Origin of the sequence: Serratia sp. CY43202, assembly GCF_052168755.1 — a bacterium.
Taxonomy (GTDB): Bacteria; Pseudomonadota; Gammaproteobacteria; order Enterobacterales; family Enterobacteriaceae; genus Serratia; species Serratia bockelmannii.
The window spans coordinates 120,644-145,424 of record NZ_JBJNMB010000007.1 but is presented as its reverse complement, the minus strand read 5'-3'; the positions used below and the strand labels follow the sequence as shown (position 1 = coordinate 145,424).

Here is a 24,781-nt window from a genome sequence, read left to right as displayed (position 1 = left end):
GGAAACCTTTTTGTTAAAAAACAACCCACATTACTTCGGTTATTTTTGGGATTTGATGATTGAAAACAGCGAGATTTTCTCGCTGAAAAACCTGGAAAACGCCATCAGAAAAAATACCTCGCCGACCTACGACGAGCAGGAGCTGTTCGAAGCGCATACGCTCGACGCCGACAGAATGCGGCGTTTTACCCACGCCATACCCAGCCTGAGCGTGGGATCGGCCAGCGTTTGGCCGCGCTGCCCCCCCCCCCTCGCTCGGCGCTGGATATCGCCGACCAACTGCTCGACGTCGGCGTCGGGCCTGCTCAATTACTGCCGTCGCTCGGCTACTACAGCATCGTGACGGCGCAAAAAACCCAGGCTTAGCGGTTCACCGAACGCGCCATGCGACTGTAGGTGTGGCGCACGCCGCGAATCGCCACGCTGTAGGCGAAGATGTTTTCCGGCAGCGCCAGCCCCAGATAGCCGGTATCGCCGATATGGTGCAGGTCCGCGCCGGCCATTTTGCTCATCAGCGCAATCTGCCGCACGGTCTGCACGTCGGCCCCCTCTTGCGAGGTGCCGATCGCCGTCATCGCCAGCGCTCCCTGCCGCTGGGCATAGGCGATCAATGCCGCCACTTTTTCCTGCGACATGCCGGGAATGGTGCCCGGCGCCGGCAACAGCACGATGTCGGCACCGTTTTCCACAAACAGCGCGATGTCCTGCTCGCCGATCAGCTGGCTGCCGCTTTCGCGCACAATGCCGGCGCCGTGCATCTTGCCGGTCACCAGCACCATCTCGTCGCCCACTTCATCGCGAATCGCTTTCAGCGCGGCGGCGATCGCCTGATTGCTGACGCCGTTGTTCGGGTTGCCGGTCAGCACCAGCAGGCGCGCGCCGAGCTGATACAGCTTGCGGGCATTCTCGGCGGTGGCGGCGCGGCCCGCCGTCATCTGCCAGAAGTCGTTATGTTCGGTGGCGAAAGCCGGATCGACGGCCTCCAGGTTCACCCCGATCACCCGCCCGGTCAGGCGCTGCAGCGTGCGCAGCGCCTCCTGCGGCGGCACGTCGGCGGGCAGGCCCGCGATATGCGGACGATCGACGTCGAACAGGTTCAACAGCAGCAGGTCGGCGCCCTGGCTGGCCGCCAGTTCGGCGTTGGTGACGTTATTGAGCAGCGGCTGAGTGACCGCGATGGTTTCGCTGACCAAGATGCGCCCTTCGCTGGCGCGGATGGCATAGAGCAGATCGGCTTTGCCGATATCGGCCAGATCGCTGGCGCTGCAGTCCAGATAGCGTTTCATGAGGCAAGCTCCGGTGACGTTAGCGGAAAGGGATGGATGCCCCCCCTCCCACCGCAGTGAAAGAGGGGGAAAAGGTTACTTCAGCGTAAAGCTTTGCGCCTGCACGTTGTCGGAATCCAGGCCGACGAACACGTTGAATTTGCCCGGCTCCGCCCCCCATTTCAGGCTGGCGTTGTAGAACTTCAGATCGTCTTCGCTAATCGGCAGCTCAACCTGCTGCGACTGACCGGCCTTCAGCGTCACTTTCTTGAAGTTGCGCAGCTCTTTCACCGGCCGGCTGACCGAGGCGGTCACGTCCTGCAGATACAGCTGCACCACCGTGGCGCCGTCGTACTTGCCGGTATTCTTCAGCGTGACGCTGGCGGTTAACTTGCCGTTGCGCGCCATCGTCGGGCTGGACAATTTCAGGTCCGACAGGCTGAAGGTGGTGTAGCTCAGGCCGTAGCCGAACGGATACAGCGGGCCGTTCGGCGAATCGAAGTAGCGCGAGGTGTACTTGCCCGGATTCTCCTTGCCGAACGGCCGGCCGGTGTTCAGGTGGTTGTAGTACATCGGGATCTGGCCGACCGAGCGCGGGAAGGTCATCGGCAGCTTGCCCGACGGGTTGTAATCGCCGAACAGCACGTCCGCCACCGCGTTGCCGCCCTCGGTGCCGCTGTACCAGGTTTCCAGCATCGCGTCCGCCTGCTCGCTCTCCCAGCTCAATGCCAGCGGGCGGCCGTTCATCAGCACCAGCACCAGCGGCTTGCCGGTGGCTTTCAGCGCGGCAATCAGATCGCGCTGGCTCTGCGGGATCCTGATGTCGGCACGGCTGGAGGCCTCGTGCGCCATACCCTGCGATTCCCCCACCACCGCCACCACCACGTCGGCCTTGTTCGCCGCCTGTACCGCTTCGTCGATCATTTGCTGCGGCGAACGGGTATCGAACGCCACCGCCGGCTCATACTCGTTCAAATAGTCGATGATGCCTTTATCCTGCGTGACGTTGGCGCCCTTGGCGTACAGAATGCGCGCCTTGTCGCCCACCGCCCGCTCCAGCCCCTCACGCAGGGTGACCGACTGCTTGACCACCCCGGCGGCCGACCAACTGCCCATCACGTCACGCTGGCTGTCGGCCATCGGCCCGACCAGCGCGATGGTCGCCTGCTTGCTCAGCGGCAGCGTCTGCTTATCGTTCTTCAGCAGCACCATCGTCTTGCGCGCCACCACCCGCGCTTCGGCGCGGTGCAGGCGGCTTTCGGCGTTGGTGTCCTGCGGATCGGAACCCGCCGGGCCCAGATGCACGTAAGGATTGGTGAACAGCCCCATGTCGTATTTGGTGTTCAGCACGTCGCGGCAGGCGCGGTCGATATCGCTTTCAGGCACCAGCCCGTCTTTCACCAGGCCCGGCAGGTATTTGTCGTAAAACTCGTCGCTCATGCTCATGTCGACGCCGGAGGTGATCGCCAGCCGCACCGCGTCGCGCGCGTCGGCGGCCACGCCGTGTTTAATCAGTTCCTTAATCGCGCCGTGGTCGCTGATGGTGATGCCTTTAAAGCCCCACTGCTCGCGCAGCAGATCTTTCAGCAGCCACGGGTTGGCGGTGGCCGGCACGCCGTTGATCGCGTTGAGCGACACCATCACCCCGCCGCTGCCGGCGTCCACCGCCGCTTTGTAAGGCGGCAGATAGTCCTGATGCATGCGCAGCGGGCTCATGTCGACGGTGTTGTAATCGCGTCCGCCTTCGACGGCGCCGTACAATGCAAAGTGCTTGACGCTGGCCATCACCGAACCGGGTTTGGCCGGATCGCCGTTCTGGAAACCGTCGACCATCACCTTGGCGATTTTCGAGACCAGCCAGGTGTCTTCGCCGAAGCCTTCGGAGACCCGGCCCCAGCGCGGATCGCGGGTGATATCGACCATCGGCGCGAAGGTCATGTTCAGGCCGTCGTCGCTGGCCTCTTGTGCCGCGACCCTGGCGCTGAGCGCAATGGCTTCCAGATCGAAGCTGGCCGCCAGCCCCAGGCTGATCGGGAACACGGTGCGCTGGCCGTGCACCACGTCATAGGCGAAGAACAATGGGATTTTCAGGCGGCTGAGCTGCATCGCCTGATCCTGCATCACCCGGATATCCGGCCGGGTAACGGTATTGAAAATGGCGCCGATCTGCCCTTTGCGGATCCCCTCGCGGATCGCTTCTTTCGGGTTATCCGGCCCGACGCTGATCAGCCGCAGCTGGCCGATCTTCTCTTCCAGCGTCATCTGCTTCATCAAATTGGACACGAAGGCGTCGCGCTGCTGGGCGTGAATGCCCTGCGTTATCGGCGTTTCCTGCGCAAAAGCCGGACTGAGGGCCAGACCGGACAACATACTCACCACACAAAGCCATTTCATCTTGTTTTATCTCAGGCGTGTTTCCGCCGCTAAAGCCGCGGGGTTTAATCGGAGTGAAGAAACAGTTTGCCACACTCTGTTTCATCGCCAAGGGAATTCGCATCGCTAATGTTTACAAAGCATTACAGGTCATCGGCAGGTAATTCTGTAGCCGGGCGCGGCTGTCGGCGGCCTCCGCCGTCAGAAAATCGACCAGCGCGGTTAACGTCGGCGGCGCCACCGTGCGTTCAGGATAGACCAAATAATAGGCCGCGCCGCTGCTGACGCAGAGCGGGAACGGCGTCACGATACGCTGCGCCTGAATATCCTCCTCCAGCAGGCACAGATCGCCGATGGCGATGCCAAACCCCTGCAGCGCGGCGCTCATCGCCAGATCGAGGGTATCAAAATGCTGGGCCTTGCCGGACGGCAACGCATCGGCGCCCGCTGCCTTCAGCCAGCGCAGCCAGTCGCGCCGATCGCGCGTCGGGTGCAGCAGGGTTTTGTCCGTCAAGTCAGTCAGCCGAGGCGTCGGCGGCAAAAATGTCGGCGTGCAGACCGGCGTGAGGATTTCATCGAACAGCAGGTGCGCGGTCAGCTTTTTACCCGGCGGCCGGCCGAATACCACCGCGGCGTCAAACTGCTCGGTACTGAAATCCAGGCCGTGCGACACCGAAGCGGTCAGCTCGATATGCATGTCCGGCCGTTCATTTTGCAGGCGAATAATGCGCGGCAGCACCCAACGCATGGCGCAGGTCGGGCATTTGATGCGCAGCGCCCCTGGCGGGGCGGCGGCCCGCGTCAGGGCTTCATCCAACTGCCCCAGCGCTTGCTGCACCGGCGCCAGCAGCTGCGCGCCCTGCGGCGTCAGCGCCAAACCGCGCGCCTGACGGCTGAACAGCGGATAGCCCAGACGCTGTTCCAGCCCGAGAATTTGCCGGCTGACCGCCCCCTGCGTCAGGTGCAGCTGCCGGGCGGCATGGGTAAAGTTGAGGCGTTGCGCCACCACCACAAAGGTTTTCAACACGTCGAGCGACGGCAGGGATATCGGCATAGCGTGCCTCGATTAGGTATGATCGTATTGCATGGCAAGTATGACAAACTTTCCCTTGTCCGCCTACGCCGGCTGATGCTTAATCGTTCAACACTTCCCTGTTTGCCTGGAGCCCATCATGCAGAGCGCCTGCTCACCCCGCTCGAAGCTGCCGGACGTCGGCACCACCATCTTCACCGTCATTGGCCAACTCAGCGCCGAACATCAGGCCCTCAACCTGTCGCAGGGCGCGCCCAATTTCGCCGGAGACCCGCAGCTGATCGAGGCAACGGCACAAGCCATGCGCGCAGGTCATAACCAATACGCGCCGATGAGCGGCGTGGCGGCATTACGTGCTGCTCTGGCGGAAAAAGCTGAACGATTGTATGGCGCGCGCTATGACGCCGACGAAGAAATCACGGTGATCGCCAGCGCCAGCGAAGGGCTGTACTCGGCGATCAGCGCGCTGGTGCATCCCGGCGACGAGGTGATCTATTTCGAACCGGCGTTCGACAGCTATGCGCCGATCGTGCGCCTGCAGGGCGCCACGCCGGTGGCGATCAAACTGTCGCTGCAGGACTTTCGCGTCGACTGGGACGAAGTGGCCGCCGCCATCAACGGCAAAACGCGCATGATCATCGTCAACACGCCGCACAACCCGACCGGCGCCGTGTTCGACGCGCAGGATATCGACCGCCTGACCGCCCTGACCCGCGACACCGATATCGTGATCTTGTCCGACGAGGTCTACGAGCATGTGGTGTTCGACGGCGATATTCACCACAGCATGGCGCGCTATCCGCAGCTGGCGGAACGCAGCGTGATCGTCTCGTCGTTCGGCAAAACCTACCACGTCACCGGCTGGCGCGTTGGCTATTGCCTGGCGCCGGCGGCGTTGATGGACGAGATCCGCAAGGTGCACCAGTTCATGGTGTTCTCCGCCGATACGCCGATGCAGTACGCCTTCGCCGCCGCGCTCGCCAATCCGCAGAGCTACCTGGGGCTGGCGGCGTTTTACCAACAAAAGCGCGATCTGCTGGCCAGCGCCCTGCAGGATTCGCGCTTTGAGCTGCTGCCCAGCCGCGGCAGCTTCTTCATGCTGGCCCGCTTTAGCGGCTTCAGCCACGAAAGCGACAATGATTTCGCCGTGCGCTTGATCCGCGAAGCGAAGGTGGCGACGATCCCGCTGTCGGCGTTCTACAGCGACGGCACCGATACCGGCCTTATTCGGCTGAGTTTTTCCAAAGATAACGAGACCCTGCTGGAAGGCGCGCGCCGCCTGAGCCAGGTGTAATTTTTTGTCCGACCATGGGAAAGGGGCACTGCCTATGAAAGCTTTGAAAACGCTGTTCGCCGCCGGATGCCTGCTGGCCGCCGGCTCTTCTCTGGCGGCGGAAAACAGCCTGCGTTTCGGCCTGGAAGCGCTGTATCCGCCGTTCGAATCCAAATCCGCCAGCGGCAAACTGGAAGGGTTCGACATCGAGCTGGGCGACGCGGTGTGCGCCGCCGCGCAGTTGCAATGCAGCTGGGTGGAAACCTCGTTCGACAGCCTGATCCCGGCGCTGCAGGCGCGCAAGTTCGACGCCATCAACTCGGCGATGAACGTGACCGAACAGCGGCGCCAGGCGATCGCCTTTACCGACGCCATCTATCAGGTGCCGAACCGCCTGATCGCCAAGGCCGACAGCGGCCTGCTGCCGGACGCCAAAGCGCTGGCGGGCAAACACGTGGGCGTGCTGCAAGGCTCGATTCAGGAGATTTACGCCAAAACCCATTGGGCGCCGGCGGGCGTGGACGTGGTGTCTTATCAGGATCAGAATCAGGTTTACCTTGACCTGGCGGCCGGTCGGCTCGACGCTACGCTGGTGATGGCACCGTCGGGGCAAAGCGGCTTCCTGTCGCAGCCGGACGGCAAGGGCTTCGCCTTCGTCGGCGAGGCGGTGCTCGACGACAAGATCCTCGGTGAAGGCATTGCCTTCGGCCTGCGTAAAGGGGATGAGGCGCTGAAGAAGAAACTGGATGCCGCCATCGCCAAAGTGAAACAGCAAGGCACAGTGGCGGCGCTGTCGAAGAAGTATTTCGGCGATATCGACGTGACGGTGAAGTGATGGACGGGGGCGGCACCGCCGCCCCCTGCCGCGTTTAGCGATCGAACACCGAACTGTTCAGCGCGCGATCCTGCTGGTGGCGCTCCAGCGCCAATTCGATCAGGCGCGTGATCAGCGCCTGGTAGCTGACGCCGCTGGCGGCCCACAGCTTGGGATACATGCTGATGTTGGTGAAGCCCGGCAGCGTGTTGATCTCGTTGATTACCACCTGGTTATCCGGCGTCAGGAACACATCCACCCGCGCCAGCCCGAAGCACTCCAGCGCGCGGAACGCCTTCAGCGCCACCTCACGGATGTGGTCGCTCACTTCCGGCGCGATCGCCGCCGGCACCACCACCTGAGCACCCTGCTCATTGATGTATTTGGTGTCGTAGGAGTAGAAAGCGTCGCTCAGCACGATCTCGCCACACACGCTGGCCTGCGGATCGTCGTTCCCCAGCACCGCGCACTCGATCTCGCGGCCGACGATCGCCGACTCCACCAGCACTTTGTGATCGAAGCTGAAGGCCAGTGCCACCGCCGCGTCAAACTCGGCGCGGTTTTCCACCTTGCTGACCCCGACCGACGAGCCCTGGTTGGCCGGCTTGACGAACAGCGGCAGTCCTAGGCGCTCGCTCAGTTGCTCAAACGTGAACCCGGCGCGGTTGGCGCGGGTCAGGGTGACGAAAGGCGCCACCGCCAGCCCGGCGTCGCGCAGCAGGCGCTTGGTCACGTCTTTATCCATGCTGACCGCCGAGCCGAGCACGCCGGCGCCGACGAACGGCATATTGGCCATGCGCAGCAGCCCCTGCAGCGAGCCGTCTTCCCCCAGCGTGCCGTGTACGATCGGGAAAATGACGTCGAGCTGGCCCAGCGCACCGGCGCTGCCCGCTTCGATCAGCTGCTGTTTTTCCTGGCCCGGGATCAGCGCCACGTTCTTGTTCGAGCGGTTCAGCGCGATCAGCGCCGGGTTCTCGGCGTTGAGCAGGTAGTTGGAGGCGTCGTTGATGTGCCACTGCCCCTGTTTGTCGATCCCCAGCAGCGTGACGTCAAACTTCTCTTTGTCGATTGCATCCACAATGTTTTTGGCCGACTGCAGCGACACCTCATGCTCCGCCGATTTACCGCCAAAAATCACCCCAACACGTAGTTTAGTCACGCCTTAAATCCTTCTGAAAAAATCATGGCAAAAAAGTCGTTCATCACAATAAACGCATTGCCTGGCGGCGGCAATCGTTGTTGCCAGAATCTTCTTACGCCACGGAATGCCACATCGCGACCATCCTAAACGTATACACTTCATATATTGTTTACTTATGGAGACGCCGATGGGCATCGTAAAAATTTCGGACGCGCTGCATGACGATCTGCGCCTCGCCAGCCTGACCATGACGCGTTCGATCAACGCGCAGGCCGAGTACTGGATCAAGATTGGCATGCTGGCGGAGTTCCATCCGGAACTGACTTACCCGCAACTGGTAAAAAAAATGATGAAAGATAACGCGCTGACGCTGAAGGAGATTGTCGGGTGAAAGAGATTGTGATTAAAACGCCGGAAGAGATTGCCAAAATGCGCCATTCCGGCGCCCTGCTGGCCAAAGTGTTTGCTATGCTCGATGAGGTCATCGTCGAAGGCATCTCCACCATGGAGATCAACGACCGCGCCGAGGCGTTTATCGTCGAAGAACTGAAATCGCGCCCGGCCAGCAAGGGGCAGTATGATTTCCCCTATGTGCTCAACACCTCAATCGACGATGTGGTGTGCCACGGGGTGCCGTCGGCCAGCAAAATCCTGCGTTCCGGTATGATTGTCAACGTAGATATCACGCTGGAAAACGGCGGCTACATCGCCGACTCCAGCAAGATGTACTGCATCGGCCAGGTGACGCCGCTGGCCAAACGGCTGGTGAACAACGTCTATGAATCGATGTGGCAGGGCATTCGCGCGGTGAAACCGGGCGCCACCCTGGGTGATATCGGCCACGCCATCCAGCGGCATGCCGAGCAGGCCGGCTACAGCATCGTGCGGGAGTATTGCGGCCACGGCATCGGCCGCGACATGCACGAAGAGCCGGCGGTATTGCACTACGGTCAACCCGGCAGCGGTCTGGTGCTGCAAGAGGGCATGGTGTTCACCATCGAGCCGATGATCAACCAGGGCGACCGCCGCATCAAGCAGAAGAAGGACGGCTGGACGGTGGTGACGCGCGACAAAAAACTGTCGGCGCAGTGGGAACACACCGTAGCGGTCACCGCCGACGGCGTGGAGATCCTGACGCTGCGCGACGAAGAGCGCCGCGCCGGCTACGCCGAACGCTACTAAATACGCAAGCCATTAGCTTAACAAGCTGATAGCTTAATAAGTTATTCACTTGATAACCTCTTAGCTTATGTGCGGCACTCCGGCGCCGCGGTTAAAGCGACGGGGATGACAGGGAGACAGGCAGCATGCAGTCAGGCAATCAGACGTTTATCAATCAGCTCAAAGACATCGTCGGCGGCCCGCAGCTGTTGACCGGCGATCGCAACACCGAGCGGTATCGCAAGGGGTTCCGCTCCGGCGAAGGCCAGGCGCTGGCGGTGGTGTTTCCCACTAGCCTGCTGCAGCTGTGGCGCATTTTGCAGGCCTGCGTGGCTGCTGACAAAATCGTCATTATGCAGGCCGCCAATACCGGCCTGACCGAAGGGTCAACCCCCAGCGGCAACGACTATGACCGCGACATCGTCATCGTCAGCACTCTGCGCCTCGATCATATTCAGGTGCTGGACAACGGCAAGCAGGTGGTCGGCTTCCCCGGCAGCACCCTGCACCACCTCGAGAAATTGCTCAAACCCTACGGCCGCGAACCGCATTCGGTGATCGGCTCCTCCTGCATCGGCGCCTCGGTGATCGGCGGCGTATGCAACAACTCCGGCGGATCGCTGGTGAAACGCGGCCCGGCCTATACCGAAATGGCGCTGTACGCCCAGTTAGGGGAAGACGGCCAGCTGCGCCTGGTGAACCATCTGGGCATCCGGCTTGGCGACACGCCGGAAGAGATCCTCACCCGGTTAGAAAAAGGCGACTATCGCCCGACAGACGTCGAGTACGGCGAGTTGCGCGCCTCGGATAACGAATACGCCAGCCGGGTGCGCGACGTCGATGCCGACACCCCTTCCCGCTTCAACGCCGACAAACGCCGCCTGTACGAAGCTTCCGGCTGCGCCGGCAAGCTGGCGGTGTTCGCGGTGCGGCTTGACACCTTCGAGAAAGAGGGCAAAGAGCAGGTGTTCTATATCGGCACCAACCACACCGCGGTGCTGACCGAACTGCGCCGCCACATGCTGAGCAAATTCGAAAACCTGCCGGTGGCCGGTGAATACATGCACCGCGATATCTTCGACATCGCCGAGGTGTACGGCAAAGACACCTTCATGATGATCGACAAGCTCGGCACCGATCAGATGCCGCGCTTCTTCACCCTGAAAGGCCGCATGGATGCCAGCCTCAACAAGCTGCCGCTGCTGCCGCACAACCTGACCGATCGGCTGATGCAGGGCCTGAGCCATCTGGCACCGAGCCACCTGCCGAAGCGCATGAAGGAATACCGCGAACGTTTCGAACACCACCTGCTGCTGAAGATGGCCGGCCCCGGCGTAGACGAAGCACAGCGCTACCTGACCGACTATTTCGCCCAGGCCGAAGGCGCCTTCTTCGCCTGCACGCCTGACGAAGGCAAAAAGGCCTTCCTGCACCGCTTCGCCGCCGCCGGTGCCGCCGTGCGCTACCACGCGGTGCACGCCGACAAGGTGGAGGATATTCTGGCGCTGGATATCGCCCTGCGCCGCAACGACACCGACTGGTTTGAAACGCTGCCGCCGGAAATCGACAGCCAGCTGGTGCATAAGCTGTATTACGGCCACTTTATGTGCCACGTCTTCCATCAGGACTACGTGGTGAAAAAAGGCGTGGACAGCCATGCGCTGAAAGAAAAGATGCTCGAGATCCTCAACCGGCGCGGCGCCGAGTACCCGGCGGAGCATAACGTTGGCCACCTGTACCACGCCAAACCGGATCTGCAAACGTTCTACCGCACCGCCGATCCAACCAACAGCTTCAACCCCGGCATCGGCAAAACCAGCAAACGCAAAGGCTGGGCCGAAGACCCCCGCTAAACGCCGCACGATCGGCCCGCCGCCGCACCCGGCGCGGGCCTCCTCTGCCCTACCTGCCTCATCGCGATCTTTCTGCGCCTTTAAAGATGTATTTTTATTGCAACTTATAAAATTCCCGATTACCATTCACCCTATCATCGCAAATGAGAATCAATTACAAAGCTGTCATGACGGATACATGACATCCGCCGTGGCATTCACCGCGAAGTTAATGAGAAGGAACCTACCATGAGTCAAACCCTCGATTCCGCCCAGCTGCTGGCCGCGCTCGATAAAGTGATGGTGATCTCCACCACCGATCTGCAGGGCACCATCACCTACGTCAATGACCTGTTCTGTCAGCTGACCGGCTTTTCCCGGGAAGAGCTGGTGGGCCAGCCCCACAGCATCGTGCGCCACCCTTCCGTGCCGAAAGCCGTTTACAAAGCGATGTGGGACACCATCAAGGCGGGCGGTATCTGGACCGGCATCATTCCGAACGTCGGCAAGGGCGGCGTGCTGTACGTGGTCGACACCACGGTGCAGCCGCTGTATGACGCCCAGGGCAATATCGAGGCCTATATCAGCATCCGCCGCGTGATCAACGATCTGATGACCGACTTCGAATCGGTGGAATTCGCCAAAGAACAGTTCGACAACCACTACGACAAGTAACCGCTATGGCCGACCTCATCGAACGCATCCTGATTGGTTACGGTTCGGAGTCGGGCAACGCCCGGGCGCTGGCGATGCGCCTGGGCGAGCAAAGCAGCCTGCAACCCTACCGCCCCATGGTTAAAGAACTCAACGCCATCCAGCCCGCCGATGTGGGCGAGCGTGACACCCTGTTGATCGTCTCGAGCTCATTTGGCGACGGCGAACCGCCCGCCAACGCCGAGCGTTTTTCCGACGCGCTGGCGCAATGGCCGGATCCCCTCCGGTTGCGCTACGCCATCTTTGGTCTCGGCGACACCGCGTACCCGCATTTCTGCGGCTTCACGCAGGCGCTGGATGCGCGCCTGACGCAATACGGCGCCCGCGCCATCGTCAATCGCGTCGACGCCGACGTTAACTTCGAACCGTTCTTCACCACCTGGCTGACGACGCTGGGTAAGGTGCTGGCCGGCGATGCCCAGGCGGGTCGCGACTTGCATCTGCGCGTGACCGCCTACGGTGAAGACCATGCGTTCAGCGCCGCCCTCCTCGAACGACGGCCGCTCAGCGCTCGCACGCCGCAAGCCTGGCATCTGCGGCTGAATATCGCCGGCGGCGGCATCGTTTACCGGGCGGGAGATACCGTCTATCTGTTGCCGGAGAACGACGAAGGATTATTGTCCCGGCTGGCAGACTGGCTCGGCAGGCCGGAGGCCGTCGACGCGCTACGGCGCCGGGAGCTGCGCCAGCTCAGCAAAACGACGCTGCGCGAACTGGCGCAGTTGGCCGACAGCGAAGAGCTCAAAGGCCTGCTGAAGATCCGTCAGCGCAAAGCCCTGGAGAGTTATCTGTACGGCGCCGATCTGCTGGACGTGCTGCACGATTTTTGCCCGCCGCACGCGATCACGCTGGAGAACCTGTTGGCGCTACTGCCCGTTTGCCTACCGCGCGCCTACTCCATCGCTTCGGCAACGCGGGAAGAGAGCCTCGATCTGTGCGTTCGCGACGTGCGTTATGAACGCGGCGGCCGCACGCGGCGCGGCACGGCAACCGGCTGGCTGCTCAAGCATCCCGGTCCTTTCCGCCTTTTCTGCCGCGCCAACCCCGGCTTTTACCTGCCGCGCGACACCGCCTTACCGGTGCTGCTTATCGGTACCGGTACCGGCATCGCACCGTTGATTGGCTTACTGCGCGAAATGGCCGCCCAGGGCGAACGGCGTGAAACCGTCCTGATCTTCGGTGAGAAAAGGCGCGATGAAGACTTCCTGTATGGCGAGGAGTTGGTCACGCTGAACGCGACGGGCGTACTCACACGGCTCATCACGGCATTCTCGCGCGACGCCGCCGACAAGTATTACGTGCAACACGCCATCGACGATCGCGCCGATGTCGTCAGCGGCCTGCTGCAGCGGGGCGCGCATGTCTACCTGTGCGGCAATCGTCAGTATCTGGAACATGCCGTGGCGACGGCGCTGGAGCAAGCCTGCGGGGCGGAAAACCTGTGGCAGACGCTGATTGAGCAGCAGCGCCTGCACCTGGAACTCTATTGAGACAGGGCGGCGTTCACCGCTCCGCGCGCAGCAGCAAGGAGACGATGAACGCGCCCCCCAGCCCCGCCGTAATGATGCCGATGGGCAGCTCCTGATGGGGGATCAGGCTGCGGCTGAGCATGTCGCCGCCGGTCAGCAGCATCGCCCCCAGCAGGCCGCACATCGGCACGGACAAGCGATGGCGCACGCCCACCAGGCGCCGGGCCAGATAAGGCACCATCAGCCCGACAAACCCAATCACGCCCGTCAACGAAACGAGAAACGCCGTAGACAATGCGCAGCACAGAAAGGTCTCGGTGCGCAGGCGCGCCACATTGACCCCCATCGAATGGGCGGTTTGCTCGCCCGCCAGCAGCGCATCCAGCGCCCGCCAACGCAGCGCCGTAAACCCGGCCAGCAGCACAAAACTCGCCAGCGGAATGAACAGATTATCCCAACGCGCCAACCCCAGCCCGCCCAGCGACCAGAACAACACCGAACCGGCCGCCCGCTGATCGCCGGAAAACACCAGGTAGCTGGTGAGCGCGCTGAACAAAAACGAGACCGCCAGCCCGCAGACGATCAGCTGCTCGGCGCGCCTGACCCGGCTGACGCGAAACAGGATCATCACCGCCATCGCCGACAAAATACCGCCGGCGAAAGCGGACAGCGGCAACGTCAGCGCGCCCAGCGCATCGCCAAAGCGCGTGATGACCAGCACCGCGCCGGCGGAGGCGCCGGAGGAGAGCCCAAACAAAAAAGGATCGGCCAGCTCATTGCGGGTGGTGGTCTGCAGCAGCGCGCCGGTCATCGCCAGCCCGGCGCCGGTTAACGCCGCTAACAAGGCCCTGGGCACCCGCAGTTGCACGACGATGGTGTCCAGCATGCCGGAAAGCGGCGCCGAACCGAGCCCTAACGCCGCAAACGCCTGTCGCCATGACAACGCGACGCTGCCCAGCTGCAGGCTCCAGATCATTAGCCCGCACAACACTGACAGCGCCAGCGGTGCGAGCAGCATAAACCGCCGGGTCGGCGAATTCATTCAGCCTCCGGCGCGTACAGCGCCCGCGCCAGCTTTTCCACCGCGCCGATGTTGGCCGGCCCCGGCGTCAGCTCCGCATACTGCAGTTTCAGATAACGGTGGTGCCGTACGGCGGGGGTCAATTTCATCAACGGGTGAGACTCGAGGAAGCGCCGCAGCGTATCGGCGCCCGACCCGGTCTGGTAATCCAGCAGAATAATGAAGTCGGGCTCGGCCGCCGCCACCGCTTCCCAGGACGCCGTCGTCCAGCTCGCCGGCAAATCGTCCATCACGTTGCGGCCGCCCGCCGCTTCGACGATCGCCGTCGGCATAGCGTATCTGCCGCTGGTGAAAGGCTTCTCCTCCCCCGAGTCATAGACGAACACCTTGAGCGGAGGCTGGCCCGCCGGCCTGGCGGGAAGCGCAGCCAACCGGCGCTGCCAGCCCGCAACCAACGCGGTGGCCTCTTGCTGCTTGCCGAAAATCTTGCCGAGCTTCAGCTCATCGTCATACAGCAGGTTCATATCGGCCTTCTGCGGCCGCCCGCCGGCCTGTACGCAGCTCTCGCTCAGCACCAGCGTTTTGATGCCGAACGGGGCGAGCTTCTCCGGCGTGACGTCGCCGCCTATCTTCATGCCGTAATTCCAGCCGGCGAAGAAAAAGTCCGGCTGCGCTGCCAGCAGCGTTTCCAGAGCAGGGTATTTCGGCGCCAGTTCGGGAATGGCGCCCATCGCGGCCTTGAAGTCGGGCGTCAGTTTGTACCAGCCGGTGATGCCGGTCAGCCCGACAATGCGATCCTGCAAATGGAGCGCAAAGGCCATCTCGGCCATATTGATGTCGTTGATGACGGCGCGTTGCGGCGCCTGGTTGAAGGTGACCGGCGTACCGCAGCTTTCTACGGTGACGGGAAATTTTTCGGCCGCCGCCGCCCCGCCGGCCAGCAGCAGGAGCAGGGGGAATACGCGTGTGTTCATGTTTCTCTCTGGTTTATCAAGCGCAATGGGGAACGTCAAAAATACGCAGCGTTTTCCCGCTGACGGGGTGCGCCACCTTGAAACTGTTCATGCCGAATACCGGCAAAATCACCGGGGTCTGCAACACCGCCTCGGGCGTACCACAGGCTACCTGGCGGCTTTCGTTGAGCACCAGGATCCGATCGGCAAACGCCTCTGCCACGGGCAAATCGTGCAGCACTGCAATCACGGCAATGTCTTTATTTTTCACTAACGACAGCAGCGCCGAGCGCCCGGGCGGATCAAGGTGATTGGTCGGTTCATCCAGCAACAACAGATCGGGAGACTGCGCCAACGCCCGGGCCAGTGCAGCACGCTGACGCTGACCGCCCGAGAGCCGCCCCAACGGGCGGTGCCTGAGCGGCGCCAGCCCGGTTTCCCCGATGGCCTCGTCAACAATGCGCTTTCCCGTCGCAGAGCGTTCGCCATGCGGTAAACGGCCCAACGCCACGTAGTCCTCAACCGACAGCCGCAAATCCGGCAGATCGTTTTGTGCCAGAAAGGCGATGCTTCTGGCGCGTTCCGCCGCCGGCCACTCGGACAAGGCGCGCCCTCGCCAGTAAATGCCGCCGCTGTCCGGCCGCGTTTCGCCGATCAGGGCGCGCAACAGGCTGGACTTGCCGCTGCCGTTAGGGCCGATCACCGCCAGCTTTTCACTGGAACGGAGCGCGAAATGGATGTTGTCGAGTATCAATGCCCCGCCGTGGCCGGTCAGGCTAACTCCATCAACGCGGAGGATGTCGTGAACTGAATTCATTATGCATAAATTGTGATATTATAACATATCAATATTTTTACCACGATTGCGCGCCTTCTGCAAAAGCGAATCGCAACCTCTTTTGCCGCACGCGCTGCGTGCCGCGAGACTGGGAGCAAGCCGCGCCCCTGCGTCAACACTGCGCGGCAAAAGCAACATAGCACACCTTTTAATTAATGATAATGATTTTCATTATCATTTGAATCGTTGTGATTTCCGATTGCACGCCCCGCTGAACTTGGTTATGTTTGAAGCGATTAGTTTTATTTCCGGTTTGCAGGAACCCCTATGACTCCGTTGGCGCACAGCACAGATCCGACAAACGCGACCGTTCCGGCCGTCGTTTTGCTGTGTGCTTCCTCTGCCCCACCCGCCGTTTCCTCTGTCGTTTCAGCGGTTGCCGCTTACCCGCCACGCATTGTGGTTGTGCGCTAAGCCACACCGACTTTTACCTCCGGCTTATTGATCTGTTGCGTTCAGGCGTAGACCGCCGCGCGCGCCGGAGCCTGTAATTTTCACGACAGGTGAAATTGATATGCGATTCCCTTCTCTCTGGGCCAATGCCGGCCTGGCTACGCTGTTCGTCCTGCTTTGGAGCAGCGGCGCGATCTTCTCCCGTTGGGGGTTGGAGCACGCCTCCGCCTTCGCTTTTCTGTTCTTCCGCTGCGCCATCGCGCTGGCGGTGCTGTTGGTCATCGGCCTGTGGCAGCGCCAGTGTCTCCCCGCCCCCGGCACCCGCTGGCGCGTCGTGCTGATCGGCGTGCTGATGATCGGCAGCTATCAAATCTGCTATCTGCTGGCGCTGGAACAAGGTATCACGCCCGGCGTGCTGGCGACGCTGCTCGGCGTACAGCCGCTCCTCACCCAGTTCATCACCGAGCGGCGTTGCACCGGGCTGCGGGCACTCGGCCTGGCGCTGGCGATGGTCGGGCTGACGCTGGTGGTGTACCAAAGCCTGATGGTGGCCCACTTCTCGCTGAGCGGCATGCTGTTCGCCTTTATCGCGCTGGGCTGCATGACCGCCGGCACCCTGCTGCAAAAAGGCATGACGCAGCCGCCGCTGGCGGTCTTGCCGCTGCAGTATGCCGTCGGATTATTGATGTGTACGCTGGCACTGCCGTTTGAGCCGCTGCGGGTCGAATGGCGGCCGGCGTTCGTGCTGCCGCTGCTGTGGATGGCGGTGGTGATCTCGGTGCTGGCGACGTTCTTGCTGTATCGCCTGATCCAGCGCGGCAACCTGGTGCAGGTCACCAGCCTGTTCTACCTGATCCCGGCGGTGACCGCCCTGCTGGATTACCTGCTGCTCGGCCACGCGCTAGCCGCGCTGAGCCTGCTGGGCATGGCGGGCATCGTGCTCGGCGTGATGCTGGTTTTCCGCCGCGCATAAAAGCAAAAGCCCCCGCGCCGTTCCACCGGCGCGGGGGCAACAACAGCCGTTAACTCAGAACAACCAGGAACCGTACCCCCACAGCAGCACCGTCACCCCAAGCAGCAGCTCGAGCAACAGAATGCCGATGGCGAAGGTCGAGCTGGAGAAGATGAACCCTTCCTTACTGTCGATATTCAGGAAGTGCGGGATCCCCAGATTCAGCAGATAGCCCGAATAGCACAGGCCGATAATGCCGACAAACAGACACAGCCAGACGACCGGATAGAGCGCCACTACCCCGCTGAGGAACATCGGGGTCGCCACGTAGCCGGCGAACACCATGCAGCGGTGCAGGCTGGGGCGCGATTCATAACGCCGCGCCATCCAGTGAATGACTTTCCCCATGGCCGCTACGCCCGCCAGCATCAGCAGGTAGAACGCCACGGCGGTATAAAACGCGGTAAACATGTCGAGCCTGATGGCATGTCCCTCGCCGGAGAGCCAGCCCAACTGGGTGGTGCCGATAAAGGCGCAGACCACCGGGATGGCTGCCAAGAGCAACACGTGATGGGTGTATAGGTGCGAGACGCTTTCATTCTCGCTTTTGATCTGTTCGAACTCGGCGCTGGGATGCGCCAGAAGTCCCCAAACATGACTGACCATGAGACACCTCCTATCTCGCCGTAGGCCGCGATCGGCGAACGAATTTCACACCTCCGACGGACTGCTACCCGTGCGAGGATTGCGGCCACGGGGCTCTCTCCCCTGTACTAATTATAGTCTTTCGGCGAAAAAACGTGCGGAAAGCGCAACGCCGCAGCGCTTTGTCTTATACTCCCACCATAAAAACCAGGCTGCGAGGAAGGTCATGTCATCCGTAATCACCACCCGTCAGGCGGGGATCGTCGACGTCGACGCCGGGCGCAACGTTACCGTTGTCGAGCCCTGCAATCTTTACGGCTGCCGGCTCGGCGACGATGTCTTCGTCGGCCCGTTCGTCGAGATCCAGCGCCACGTCAGCATCGGCGCACGCAGTAAAATTCAGTCGCACAGCTTTATCTGCGAATACGTCACCCTCGGCGAAGCGTGCTTTGTCGGCCACGGCGTCACCTTCGCCAACGATCTGTTCAAAGAGGGCGCGCCCAACGCCGATCCGGCCAGTTGGGGGCGCACGCGCATCGGCGATCGGGTGTCCATCGGCTCCGGCGCCACGATCCTGGCGGTAGAGATCTGCAACGACGCGGTGATCGGCGCCGGGGCGGTGGTGACCCGCGACATCACCCGCAAGGGGATCTACGCCGGCAACCCGGCGCGTCTGCTGCGGGAGCTGCCGTAATGAACCCGGCCATCCGCATCGCGGCCATTGAGGCGCTGCCCGACGATTATCTGACGCGCGGCGATTTCAGCTTCACCATCGCCTGTTACGCCCTGCCGCAGTTCGACAGCCCGGTCGACAGCTGGCCAACCCGCCCGGTGGCGCCATTTCGCAAACGCTATCCCTTGGCGCCGTTCGCCAACGAAGACAGCGTGACCTTCCTGGCGTATCGTCAGAACGACGCCGTTGGCCATATCACGCTGAGCAAAAACTGGAACGGTTACACCCTGATCGACGAGATCGCCGTCAGCGCTCATGCGCGCCGTCAGGGCATCGCCGGGGCACTGCTGGACTGCGCCAAACGGTGGGCGCGGCAGCAGGAAACCTCAGGTATGATGCTCGAAACGCAGAACAACAATCTGGCGGCCTGCCGCTGTTACCAGCATTACGGGTTTATCCTCGGCGGCATCGACCGTTTGCTGTACCGCGCCGAACCGGAGATCGCCGATCACGAAACCGCGCTGTTCTGGTATTTGCCGTTCAATAGCGAAATCGGTTACTGATTTATCGATTGCCATTGAGGTGATGTTTACTTTTTAACCCCTACCATCGGATGAGAACTGTTATCACTTACTCTGATAAGCCAGCGACACCCATGGAGGGCCGTATGAACAAGAACAAGGCTGTTTTACTGATGTTAGCTATCGCTATGAGCGGATGCGCCGAACGCTCCACCGCCGTCTCCCCCGCGACGCCGCCGACCGACGTCACCGTTTCGCCGCCGGGCGTGCAGCCGGAGATGGACGCCAGCACCCGCAGCAAGCTGCGTGAGATCCTCGCGCTGCGCGCCGGTTGGCCCGCCGCGCAGCCGCATGGCCGCACCGTCGATTTGATTTCGCGCGAGTTTCTCGGCACGCCGTATCTCGCCAACCGTCTGATCGGTTCGCAGAACACGCCCGAGCAGCTGGTGATCGACTTCCGCGGACTGGATTGCTTCACCTACATCGATTATGTGGAAGCGCTCAGCACCGCCCGCAGCGAAGCCGAGTTCGTTCAGCGCCTGGTAGACATTCGCTACGTCGACGGCAACATCGCCTTCCCGCAGCGCAAACACTTCTTCACCGACTGGGCGCAGCGGCCGAAAAAAGTGGCCGAAGACATCACCGCCCAGCTCAGCCCGCACGCCGTCACCCTCGTGAAAAACCTCAATCAAAAGGCGGACGGCAGCAGCTACCTGCCCGGCTTGCCCAACGTGCAGCGCAGCGTCACCTACATTCCCAGCGACAACGTCGACGACAAGGTGCTGGCCCAGCTGCGCACCGGCGACTACATCGGTATTTACACCAACCTCGCCGGGCTGGACGTGACCCACACCGGCATCTTCGTGATGACCGACCATGGCCCGGTGCTGCGCAACGCCTCCTCGCGCAAGGCCAACATGCAGGTCGTCGACTCACCCTTTATGGATTACGTGATGGCTACGCCAGGCATCGTGGTGCTGCGTTCGCTCAGCCGATAATCACCGCCGCATAACGGCTATAAGCTATAGCCGTTTATGCTGAACGAGCGTTTGACTTCACCGGCGGTTCAGGCTTAGCTGTAAGGACAAAAACCAACTGATTTTATTGTTTTTTTCAGGGAGACTTCGATGACCTTACGCTGGCGTATCACCCCTCTGGCGGCGGCCTTCGCCGCCGTATTGGCGCTTCAGGGCTGCGATCAAAAAACCGACCAAAACCATATCAAAGTCGGCGTCATCAACGGCGCGGAACAGGACGTGGCGGAAGTCGCCAGGCAGGTGGCGAAAGAGAAATACGGGCTGGAGGTCGAGCTGGTCGGCTTCAGCGGTTCGCTGCTGCCGAACGACGCCACCGACAAAGGCGAACTGGACGCCAACGTGTTTCAGCACCGCCCGTTCCTCGAACAGCAAAACAAAGATCACGGCTATAAGCTGGTGGCGGTCGGCAATACCTTCGTGTTCCCGATGGCCGGCTACTCCAAAAAGATAAAATCGCTGAAAGAGCTGCCGGACGGCGCGGTGATCGCCATCCCGCTCGATCCGACCAACCTGGGGCGCGCCCTGCTGCTGCTGGAAAAAACCGGGCTGATTAGCCTGAAGCCTGGCAAAGGGTTGCTGCCCACCGCGCTGGATATCAGCGCCAACCCGCATCATTACCAGATCATGGAGCTGGAAGGTGCGCAGCTGCCGCACGTGTTAGACGATCCGAAAGTCACCGTCGCCGTCATCAGCACCACCTACATCAACCAGACCGGCCTGTCGCCGACCAAAAACGGCATCTTCATCGAGGATAAGGACTCACCGTACACCAACATCATCGTCACCCGCGAAGACAACAAGGACGCGCCAAACGTACAGAACTTCATCAAGGCCTATGAGTCGGACGAAGTCGCCAAAGCCGCCGAGAAAATCTTCAACGGCGGCGCGGTGAAAGGCTGGTAAATTCGGCCACCATCAAGGCGGATTCTGCGCACGAATCCGCAATATTTCACTTTCATTCCCCGTTTCCTTACGCCACACCTTTCTCTAAAAGCAAAACGCCCGCATGCTCATTCCTCCATAACACGGATTGTTCACAACAAAGCAGTGTATCGATGCCGATCAAATTTGCCCCCAAGGTCGGGGAAATTCTCGAGTGCAACTATGGCAACTATCCCCTATCAGTCTGCCAACCGCATGAAGCCGGCTTTTATGATGGCCACATTCCACCAGAAATGGTGAAGAACCGTTTAGTTGTTGTGTTAAACGGCAAAATTAACGGCAACGCCTGCATTATCGTACCGCTGTCGACCACCAGAGATTCGAACAAGATCGAACGGGGATTGCACATCGAAATTACGCGTGAACTCATCGAAGATATGAGATTCTTTCATCCGCAAACGCGCTGGGCAAAGGGCGATCTGGTGCAGCAAGTCAGCCGCCAACGGCTGAACAGAGCCCGTAAAGAGAGAGGCTTTCTTACCCAGTGTCTGTCGCGCGAGCTTGTTGCTGACATACAACGCGCCGTCATTAAGTCGATCAATGCCATAAATATGCTGTTCTGACCAGTACGCTGTTGTTGACAAAACAGACAAATCAGGTGAAATTGTCGCCGTAGCCGATAAAGGCCCTTATGCTATACCCTCCCTTTCAGGGACCTGCGAAGCCCAGCCATCCAGCTGGGCTTTTGCCTCTCTGGCGCCTACCGATTTTTAAAACGTCACCTTTTCTTCCCGCTCTTGACCCTTACGTGGCGTCAGGCTTTAGTATCCCGGCACGCACAAGGGAGGAGCTACATATGTTATTGAAAGTCGGCGAACTGGCGCGCCGTTCCGGCATTACCGTTCGCACACTGCATCACTATGACAGCATTGGTTTGCTGGTCCCTTCTGCGCGTTCCGACGCCGGTTATCGTTTATACAACCGGGCTGACATCACCCGCTTGCATCACATCCAAGCGCTGCGCCGGATGGGCGTTTCGCTGGCGGAAGTCGGGGCAATTCTCGCGCGTTCAGGGCCAGCGCTTCCGGCGGTGATTGAGCAGCAGATCGCCATGTTGGAGCAGCAGTTGGCACAGATCGCCGCATTGCGCGGCCGGCTGCAGCACATGCATGCCCAACTTTCCGCCGGGCACGAACCAGAACTGAACGACTGGCTGACTACGTTGGAGTTAATGACCATGTACGATAAATACTTTACCGCCGATGAGCTGATGCAACTACCATTCTACCAAGCTGATCCCACCCGCAATCAGGAATGGGCTGCATTGGTGAGCAGCGTGGGACAACTGATGGCGGAAGGCATCGAACCTCAGGCGCCACAGGCTCAGGCGATGGCACGCCGCTGGATGCTGATGCTGGAACGCGACACCGCCGGCAACCCGGCCTTTCTCACCCGGCTGAACGCCATGCACGCCGACGAACCGTCGATGCGCGAACAGACCGGAATTACACCGACGATGACGGACTACATCACCCGCGCCTTTGCCGAAACCAAGCTGGCTGTCTATCAAAAATACCTGTCGGTGGAAGAGTACGCCTACGTGCGTCAACACTATTTCACCCGCCTGCAGGAGTGGCCGGCTCTGATCGCTCAATTCCATCAAGCGATGAACGACGGCATACCTGCCGATTCGCCGGAGGCGGTGCGATTGGCGGCCGATTGGCTGGCGCTGTTCCAATCCTATGCCGGCACCAACCCGGCGACGCAGATGAAGATCCGTGAAGCGATGGAACGGGAACCCTCGCTGACCGAGGGCACCTGGCTGACTCCGCCGTTGCTGGCCTATCTGCGCCAGGCCGTGGCCCGGCTGATGCGCGGCTGAATAGCTCATAGGATTTTCTTATCTCACCATAAGAAAACCCGATTTATCCCGGCGGCGAGCGGCGCGCATAATGGCGTTTATCCGCTGATTTCCAAGGTAAACAGGCATTACCATGACGCTCTCCGCTCCCGTACTCAGCCTCCTCGATGCCACGCCGGACGATATGGCCGCCGTGCTGCAAATTTACACTCACCACGTGCTGTACGGTGCCGCCTCGTTTGAAGAACAGCCGCCGACCTTGGCGGAAATGCAGCTGCGGCTAGGCAAGGTGCGGGAAGCCGGGTTGCCCTGGCTGGTGGCGAAAAGCGAAGGCCGTGTTATGGGCTACTGCTATGCCACACCATATCGCCCCCGGCCGGCCTATCGCTTTACCGTAGAAGACTCGGTGTATATCGCCGAAGGGCAACAGGGGAAAGGCGTCGGCAAGGCGCTGCTGAGCGCGCTGATCGCCCGCTGCGAGCAAGGCCCCTGGCGCCAGATGCTGGCGATCGTCGGCGATTCCGCCGCCAACCACGGCTCGCTGGCGCTACACCAGTCGCTCGGCTTTACCAGCGCCGGAACGTTAAAGGCCGTGGGGTTCAAACTGGGGGAATGGCGTGACACGCAGATTATGCAGCGCGCGCTGGGTGACGGCGACAATCGGCATCCTTGAATGCATGGCGACGCACGATAGGAAGTTAGCGTCTATAGTGAAGAGGGATTTCATTGAGTTAGCGCCAATCGCGCACGCCATCTAACCGGTAAGGGAGAAGTGAATGAAAATTATTCTGTGGATTGTCGCCATCATCTTCATCGTGGGTTTGTTGACGATTACCGGCGTTCTCAAACTGATCTTTTAATCCGTCTCATACGTCCCGCCCCTTCCGGGGCGAGACTTTTCATCATGCCTTGAAACGCGTGCGTACCGCGCCCAGCGCCGACACCACCGCCAGCACCACGCCGCCGGCCACCAGCCCGAATGCCACGTTCAGCAGTGCCGGAACCACACCCTGCAAAAGATGGCCAAACGTCGGCACCACGGTGGTGTACGAGGCCCAGTCTTCGAACAGGTGATGCACCGGCGGCAGGCCGTGGGTCAGGATGCCGCCGCCGACCATAAACATGGCAACAGTGCCGACGATCGACAGCGTTTTCATCAGATAAGGCGCGGCGCGCACGATGCCGCCGCCGAGGGAGCGCGCCACTGCGCTGCGTTTGCGGCTCAGATACAGCCCCAGATCGTCCAGCCGAACGATGCCGGCGACGATGCCGTACACGCCGAGCGTCATCACAACGGCGATGCCGCACAAGACGATCACCTGCTGGCTAAAGGTGGCGCCGGCGACGGTGCCCAAGGTAATGGCGATAATCTCGGCGGACAGCACGAAGTCGGTGCGTATTGCCCCCTTCACCTTGCGCTTCTCATAAGCCGCGGCGTCCTCATTGGCGCCGGGCCCGTCCGATTTTTCCTCCTGCGCCGCCTTGCCGTGGCTCAGGCTGTGAAACACCTTTTCGAACCCTTCGTAACACAGATAGGCGCCGCCCACCATCAGCAGCGGCGTAATCGCCCAGGGCGCGAAGGCGCTGATCAGCAGCGCCAGCGGCACCAGGATCGCCTTGTTGATCAGTGAGCCTTTGGCGACGCTCCACACCACCGGCAGCTCGCGGTCGGCTTTAACGCCGGTGACCTGCTGCGCGTTGAGCGCCAGATCGTCCCCCAGCACCCCGGCGGTTTTTTTCGCCGCCATCTTGCTCATTAACGAGACATCGTCCAGCAACGAGGCAATGTCGTCGATGAGGGTAAGTAAGCTACTTCCTGCCAAAATGATTCATCCTTTTCATATTCACGGGCCATTCTATGTTTAGCATAGCGGTAAAACATCATGAAAGGATATGGGAGGATCTCGGAAAATGCCGGGCGGGCGATTGC

At 61.1% G+C, this 24,781-nt stretch carries 26 protein-coding genes; 17 read left to right on the top strand and 9 right to left on the bottom strand.

The window, feature by feature from the left end; translation table 11 throughout:
• Window positions 1–10: 10 nt before the first annotated feature.
• A complete protein-coding gene (locus ACJ8J5_RS16025) occupies window positions 11–343 on the top strand; it encodes a hypothetical protein (RefSeq protein ID WP_414104887.1) in 333 nt (110 codons plus the stop codon).
• A 19-nt stretch (window positions 344–362) separates the two neighbouring features.
• On the opposite strand, the gene ACJ8J5_RS16020 is transcribed toward ACJ8J5_RS16025, so the two are convergent.
• The 3 genes from ACJ8J5_RS16020 to ACJ8J5_RS16010 form a co-directional block, all read right to left on the bottom strand.
• Window positions 363–1,286 carry a DUF7916 family protein gene (locus tag ACJ8J5_RS16020; protein ID WP_060432647.1) on the bottom strand — a complete coding sequence of 308 codons (924 nt, stop codon included), beginning with the start codon at window positions 1,284–1,286 and terminating at the stop codon, window positions 363–365.
• A gap of 75 nt (window positions 1,287–1,361) precedes the next feature.
• A complete protein-coding gene (gene bglX, locus ACJ8J5_RS16015) occupies window positions 1,362–3,659 on the bottom strand; it encodes a beta-glucosidase BglX (RefSeq protein ID WP_414104888.1) in 2,298 nt (765 codons plus the stop codon).
• A gap of 112 nt (window positions 3,660–3,771) precedes the next feature.
• Complete coding sequence (locus ACJ8J5_RS16010; RefSeq protein WP_442520484.1) at window positions 3,772–4,692, bottom strand: LysR substrate-binding domain-containing protein; 921 nt, start codon at window positions 4,690–4,692, stop codon at window positions 3,772–3,774.
• 118 nt (window positions 4,693–4,810) lie between these two features.
• On the opposite strand from ACJ8J5_RS16010, the gene ACJ8J5_RS16005 reads away from it, so the two are divergent.
• Entirely contained in the window at window positions 4,811–5,965 is a 1,155-nt protein-coding gene (locus ACJ8J5_RS16005; protein ID WP_122004570.1) for a pyridoxal phosphate-dependent aminotransferase, read from the top strand.
• Window positions 5,966–5,999: 34 nt separating this feature from the next.
• Window positions 6,000–6,779, top strand: a complete 780-nt coding sequence (locus ACJ8J5_RS16000; RefSeq protein WP_173889645.1) for an ABC transporter substrate-binding protein — start codon at window positions 6,000–6,002, stop codon at window positions 6,777–6,779.
• 34 nt (window positions 6,780–6,813) lie between these two features.
• Here the strand turns inward: ACJ8J5_RS16000 and ddlA are convergent, their stop codons facing one another.
• Window positions 6,814–7,917, bottom strand: coding sequence for a D-alanine--D-alanine ligase (gene ddlA / locus ACJ8J5_RS15995; RefSeq protein WP_015377061.1), 1,104 nt, complete (start codon window positions 7,915–7,917; stop codon window positions 6,814–6,816).
• Window positions 7,918–8,086: 169 nt separating this feature from the next.
• On the opposite strand from ddlA, the gene ACJ8J5_RS15990 reads away from it, so the two are divergent.
• The 5 genes from ACJ8J5_RS15990 to ACJ8J5_RS15970 all read left to right on the top strand — a co-directional run bounded on the left by ACJ8J5_RS15990 (window position 8,087) and on the right by ACJ8J5_RS15970 (window position 13,096).
• The gene (locus ACJ8J5_RS15990) at window positions 8,087–8,290 is read left to right on the top strand and encodes a ParD-like family protein (RefSeq protein WP_006324220.1); all 204 of its coding nucleotides are present in this window, start codon (window positions 8,087–8,089) and stop codon (window positions 8,288–8,290) included.
• Complete coding sequence (gene map, locus ACJ8J5_RS15985) at window positions 8,287–9,081, top strand: type I methionyl aminopeptidase (RefSeq protein WP_043136821.1); 795 nt, start codon at window positions 8,287–8,289, stop codon at window positions 9,079–9,081. Before ACJ8J5_RS15990 ends, map begins: the two co-directional genes overlap by 4 nt.
• Before the next feature lie 125 nt (window positions 9,082–9,206).
• Window positions 9,207–10,913: a D-lactate dehydrogenase gene (gene dld / locus ACJ8J5_RS15980; RefSeq protein WP_025301973.1), complete on the top strand. Its 1,707-nt coding sequence runs from the start codon at window positions 9,207–9,209 to the stop codon at window positions 10,911–10,913.
• 228 nt (window positions 10,914–11,141) lie between these two features.
• Window positions 11,142–11,567: a PAS domain-containing protein gene (locus ACJ8J5_RS15975; RefSeq protein WP_023447580.1), complete on the top strand. Its 426-nt coding sequence runs from the start codon at window positions 11,142–11,144 to the stop codon at window positions 11,565–11,567.
• A gap of 5 nt (window positions 11,568–11,572) precedes the next feature.
• On the top strand, window positions 11,573–13,096 hold the full coding sequence (locus ACJ8J5_RS15970; RefSeq protein WP_414104889.1) for a flavodoxin domain-containing protein: 1,524 nt from the start codon (window positions 11,573–11,575) through the stop codon (window positions 13,094–13,096).
• 13 nt (window positions 13,097–13,109) lie between these two features.
• Here ACJ8J5_RS15970 and ACJ8J5_RS15965 read toward each other — a convergent pair whose 3' ends face one another.
• The 3 genes from ACJ8J5_RS15965 to ACJ8J5_RS15955 are packed head-to-tail and all read right to left on the bottom strand — an operon-like array spanning window position 13,110 to window position 15,803.
• A complete protein-coding gene (locus tag ACJ8J5_RS15965; RefSeq protein WP_060432641.1) occupies window positions 13,110–14,117 on the bottom strand; it encodes a FecCD family ABC transporter permease in 1,008 nt (335 codons plus the stop codon).
• Window positions 14,114–15,070 (bottom strand): ABC transporter substrate-binding protein, encoded by a 957-nt coding sequence (locus ACJ8J5_RS15960; protein ID WP_197811149.1) that lies wholly within the window; start codon window positions 15,068–15,070, stop codon window positions 14,114–14,116. Before ACJ8J5_RS15960 ends, ACJ8J5_RS15965 begins: the two co-directional genes overlap by 4 nt.
• A gap of 16 nt (window positions 15,071–15,086) precedes the next feature.
• Window positions 15,087–15,803 (bottom strand): ABC transporter ATP-binding protein, encoded by a 717-nt coding sequence (locus tag ACJ8J5_RS15955; protein ID WP_049203840.1) that lies wholly within the window; start codon window positions 15,801–15,803, stop codon window positions 15,087–15,089.
• A gap of 598 nt (window positions 15,804–16,401) precedes the next feature.
• Between ACJ8J5_RS15955 and ACJ8J5_RS15950 the strand changes: the two genes are divergently transcribed.
• Window positions 16,402–17,253 (top strand): DMT family transporter, encoded by an 852-nt coding sequence (locus ACJ8J5_RS15950; RefSeq protein WP_197835383.1) that lies wholly within the window; start codon window positions 16,402–16,404, stop codon window positions 17,251–17,253.
• A gap of 54 nt (window positions 17,254–17,307) precedes the next feature.
• On the opposite strand, the gene ACJ8J5_RS15945 is transcribed toward ACJ8J5_RS15950, so the two are convergent.
• Complete coding sequence (locus tag ACJ8J5_RS15945) at window positions 17,308–17,898, bottom strand: Yip1 family protein (RefSeq protein WP_019453944.1); 591 nt, start codon at window positions 17,896–17,898, stop codon at window positions 17,308–17,310.
• Window positions 17,899–18,103: 205 nt separating this feature from the next.
• On the opposite strand from ACJ8J5_RS15945, the gene ACJ8J5_RS15940 reads away from it, so the two are divergent.
• From ACJ8J5_RS15940 to ACJ8J5_RS15905, 8 genes are all read left to right on the top strand, one after another.
• Complete coding sequence (locus tag ACJ8J5_RS15940; RefSeq protein WP_025301966.1) at window positions 18,104–18,571, top strand: acyltransferase; 468 nt, start codon at window positions 18,104–18,106, stop codon at window positions 18,569–18,571.
• Window positions 18,571–19,113 (top strand): GNAT family N-acetyltransferase, encoded by a 543-nt coding sequence (locus ACJ8J5_RS15935; protein WP_414104890.1) that lies wholly within the window; start codon window positions 18,571–18,573, stop codon window positions 19,111–19,113. The genes ACJ8J5_RS15940 and ACJ8J5_RS15935 overlap by 1 nt, the downstream gene beginning before the upstream one ends.
• Window positions 19,114–19,217: 104 nt before the next feature.
• Complete coding sequence (locus ACJ8J5_RS15930; RefSeq protein ID WP_043136781.1) at window positions 19,218–20,069, top strand: DUF1460 domain-containing protein; 852 nt, start codon at window positions 19,218–19,220, stop codon at window positions 20,067–20,069.
• A 129-nt stretch (window positions 20,070–20,198) separates the two neighbouring features.
• A complete protein-coding gene (locus tag ACJ8J5_RS15925; RefSeq protein WP_049295209.1) occupies window positions 20,199–21,011 on the top strand; it encodes a MetQ/NlpA family lipoprotein in 813 nt (270 codons plus the stop codon).
• Between the two features lie 152 nt (window positions 21,012–21,163).
• Window positions 21,164–21,613, top strand: a complete 450-nt coding sequence (locus ACJ8J5_RS15920; RefSeq protein ID WP_173889656.1) for a type II toxin-antitoxin system PemK/MazF family toxin — start codon at window positions 21,164–21,166, stop codon at window positions 21,611–21,613.
• Between the two features lie 233 nt (window positions 21,614–21,846).
• The gene (locus tag ACJ8J5_RS15915; protein WP_025301962.1) at window positions 21,847–22,872 is read left to right on the top strand and encodes a MerR family transcriptional regulator; all 1,026 of its coding nucleotides are present in this window, start codon (window positions 21,847–21,849) and stop codon (window positions 22,870–22,872) included.
• 112 nt (window positions 22,873–22,984) lie between these two features.
• Window positions 22,985–23,524: a GNAT family N-acetyltransferase gene (locus ACJ8J5_RS15910; protein WP_025301961.1), complete on the top strand. Its 540-nt coding sequence runs from the start codon at window positions 22,985–22,987 to the stop codon at window positions 23,522–23,524.
• A 103-nt stretch (window positions 23,525–23,627) separates the two neighbouring features.
• Window positions 23,628–23,711: a membrane protein gene (locus ACJ8J5_RS15905; RefSeq protein ID WP_016928643.1), complete on the top strand. Its 84-nt coding sequence runs from the start codon at window positions 23,628–23,630 to the stop codon at window positions 23,709–23,711.
• A gap of 42 nt (window positions 23,712–23,753) precedes the next feature.
• On the opposite strand, the gene ACJ8J5_RS15900 is transcribed toward ACJ8J5_RS15905, so the two are convergent.
• The gene (locus ACJ8J5_RS15900) at window positions 23,754–24,674 is read right to left on the bottom strand and encodes a DUF808 domain-containing protein (protein WP_147822935.1); all 921 of its coding nucleotides are present in this window, start codon (window positions 24,672–24,674) and stop codon (window positions 23,754–23,756) included.
• Between the last annotated feature and the right edge of the window lie 107 nt (window positions 24,675–24,781).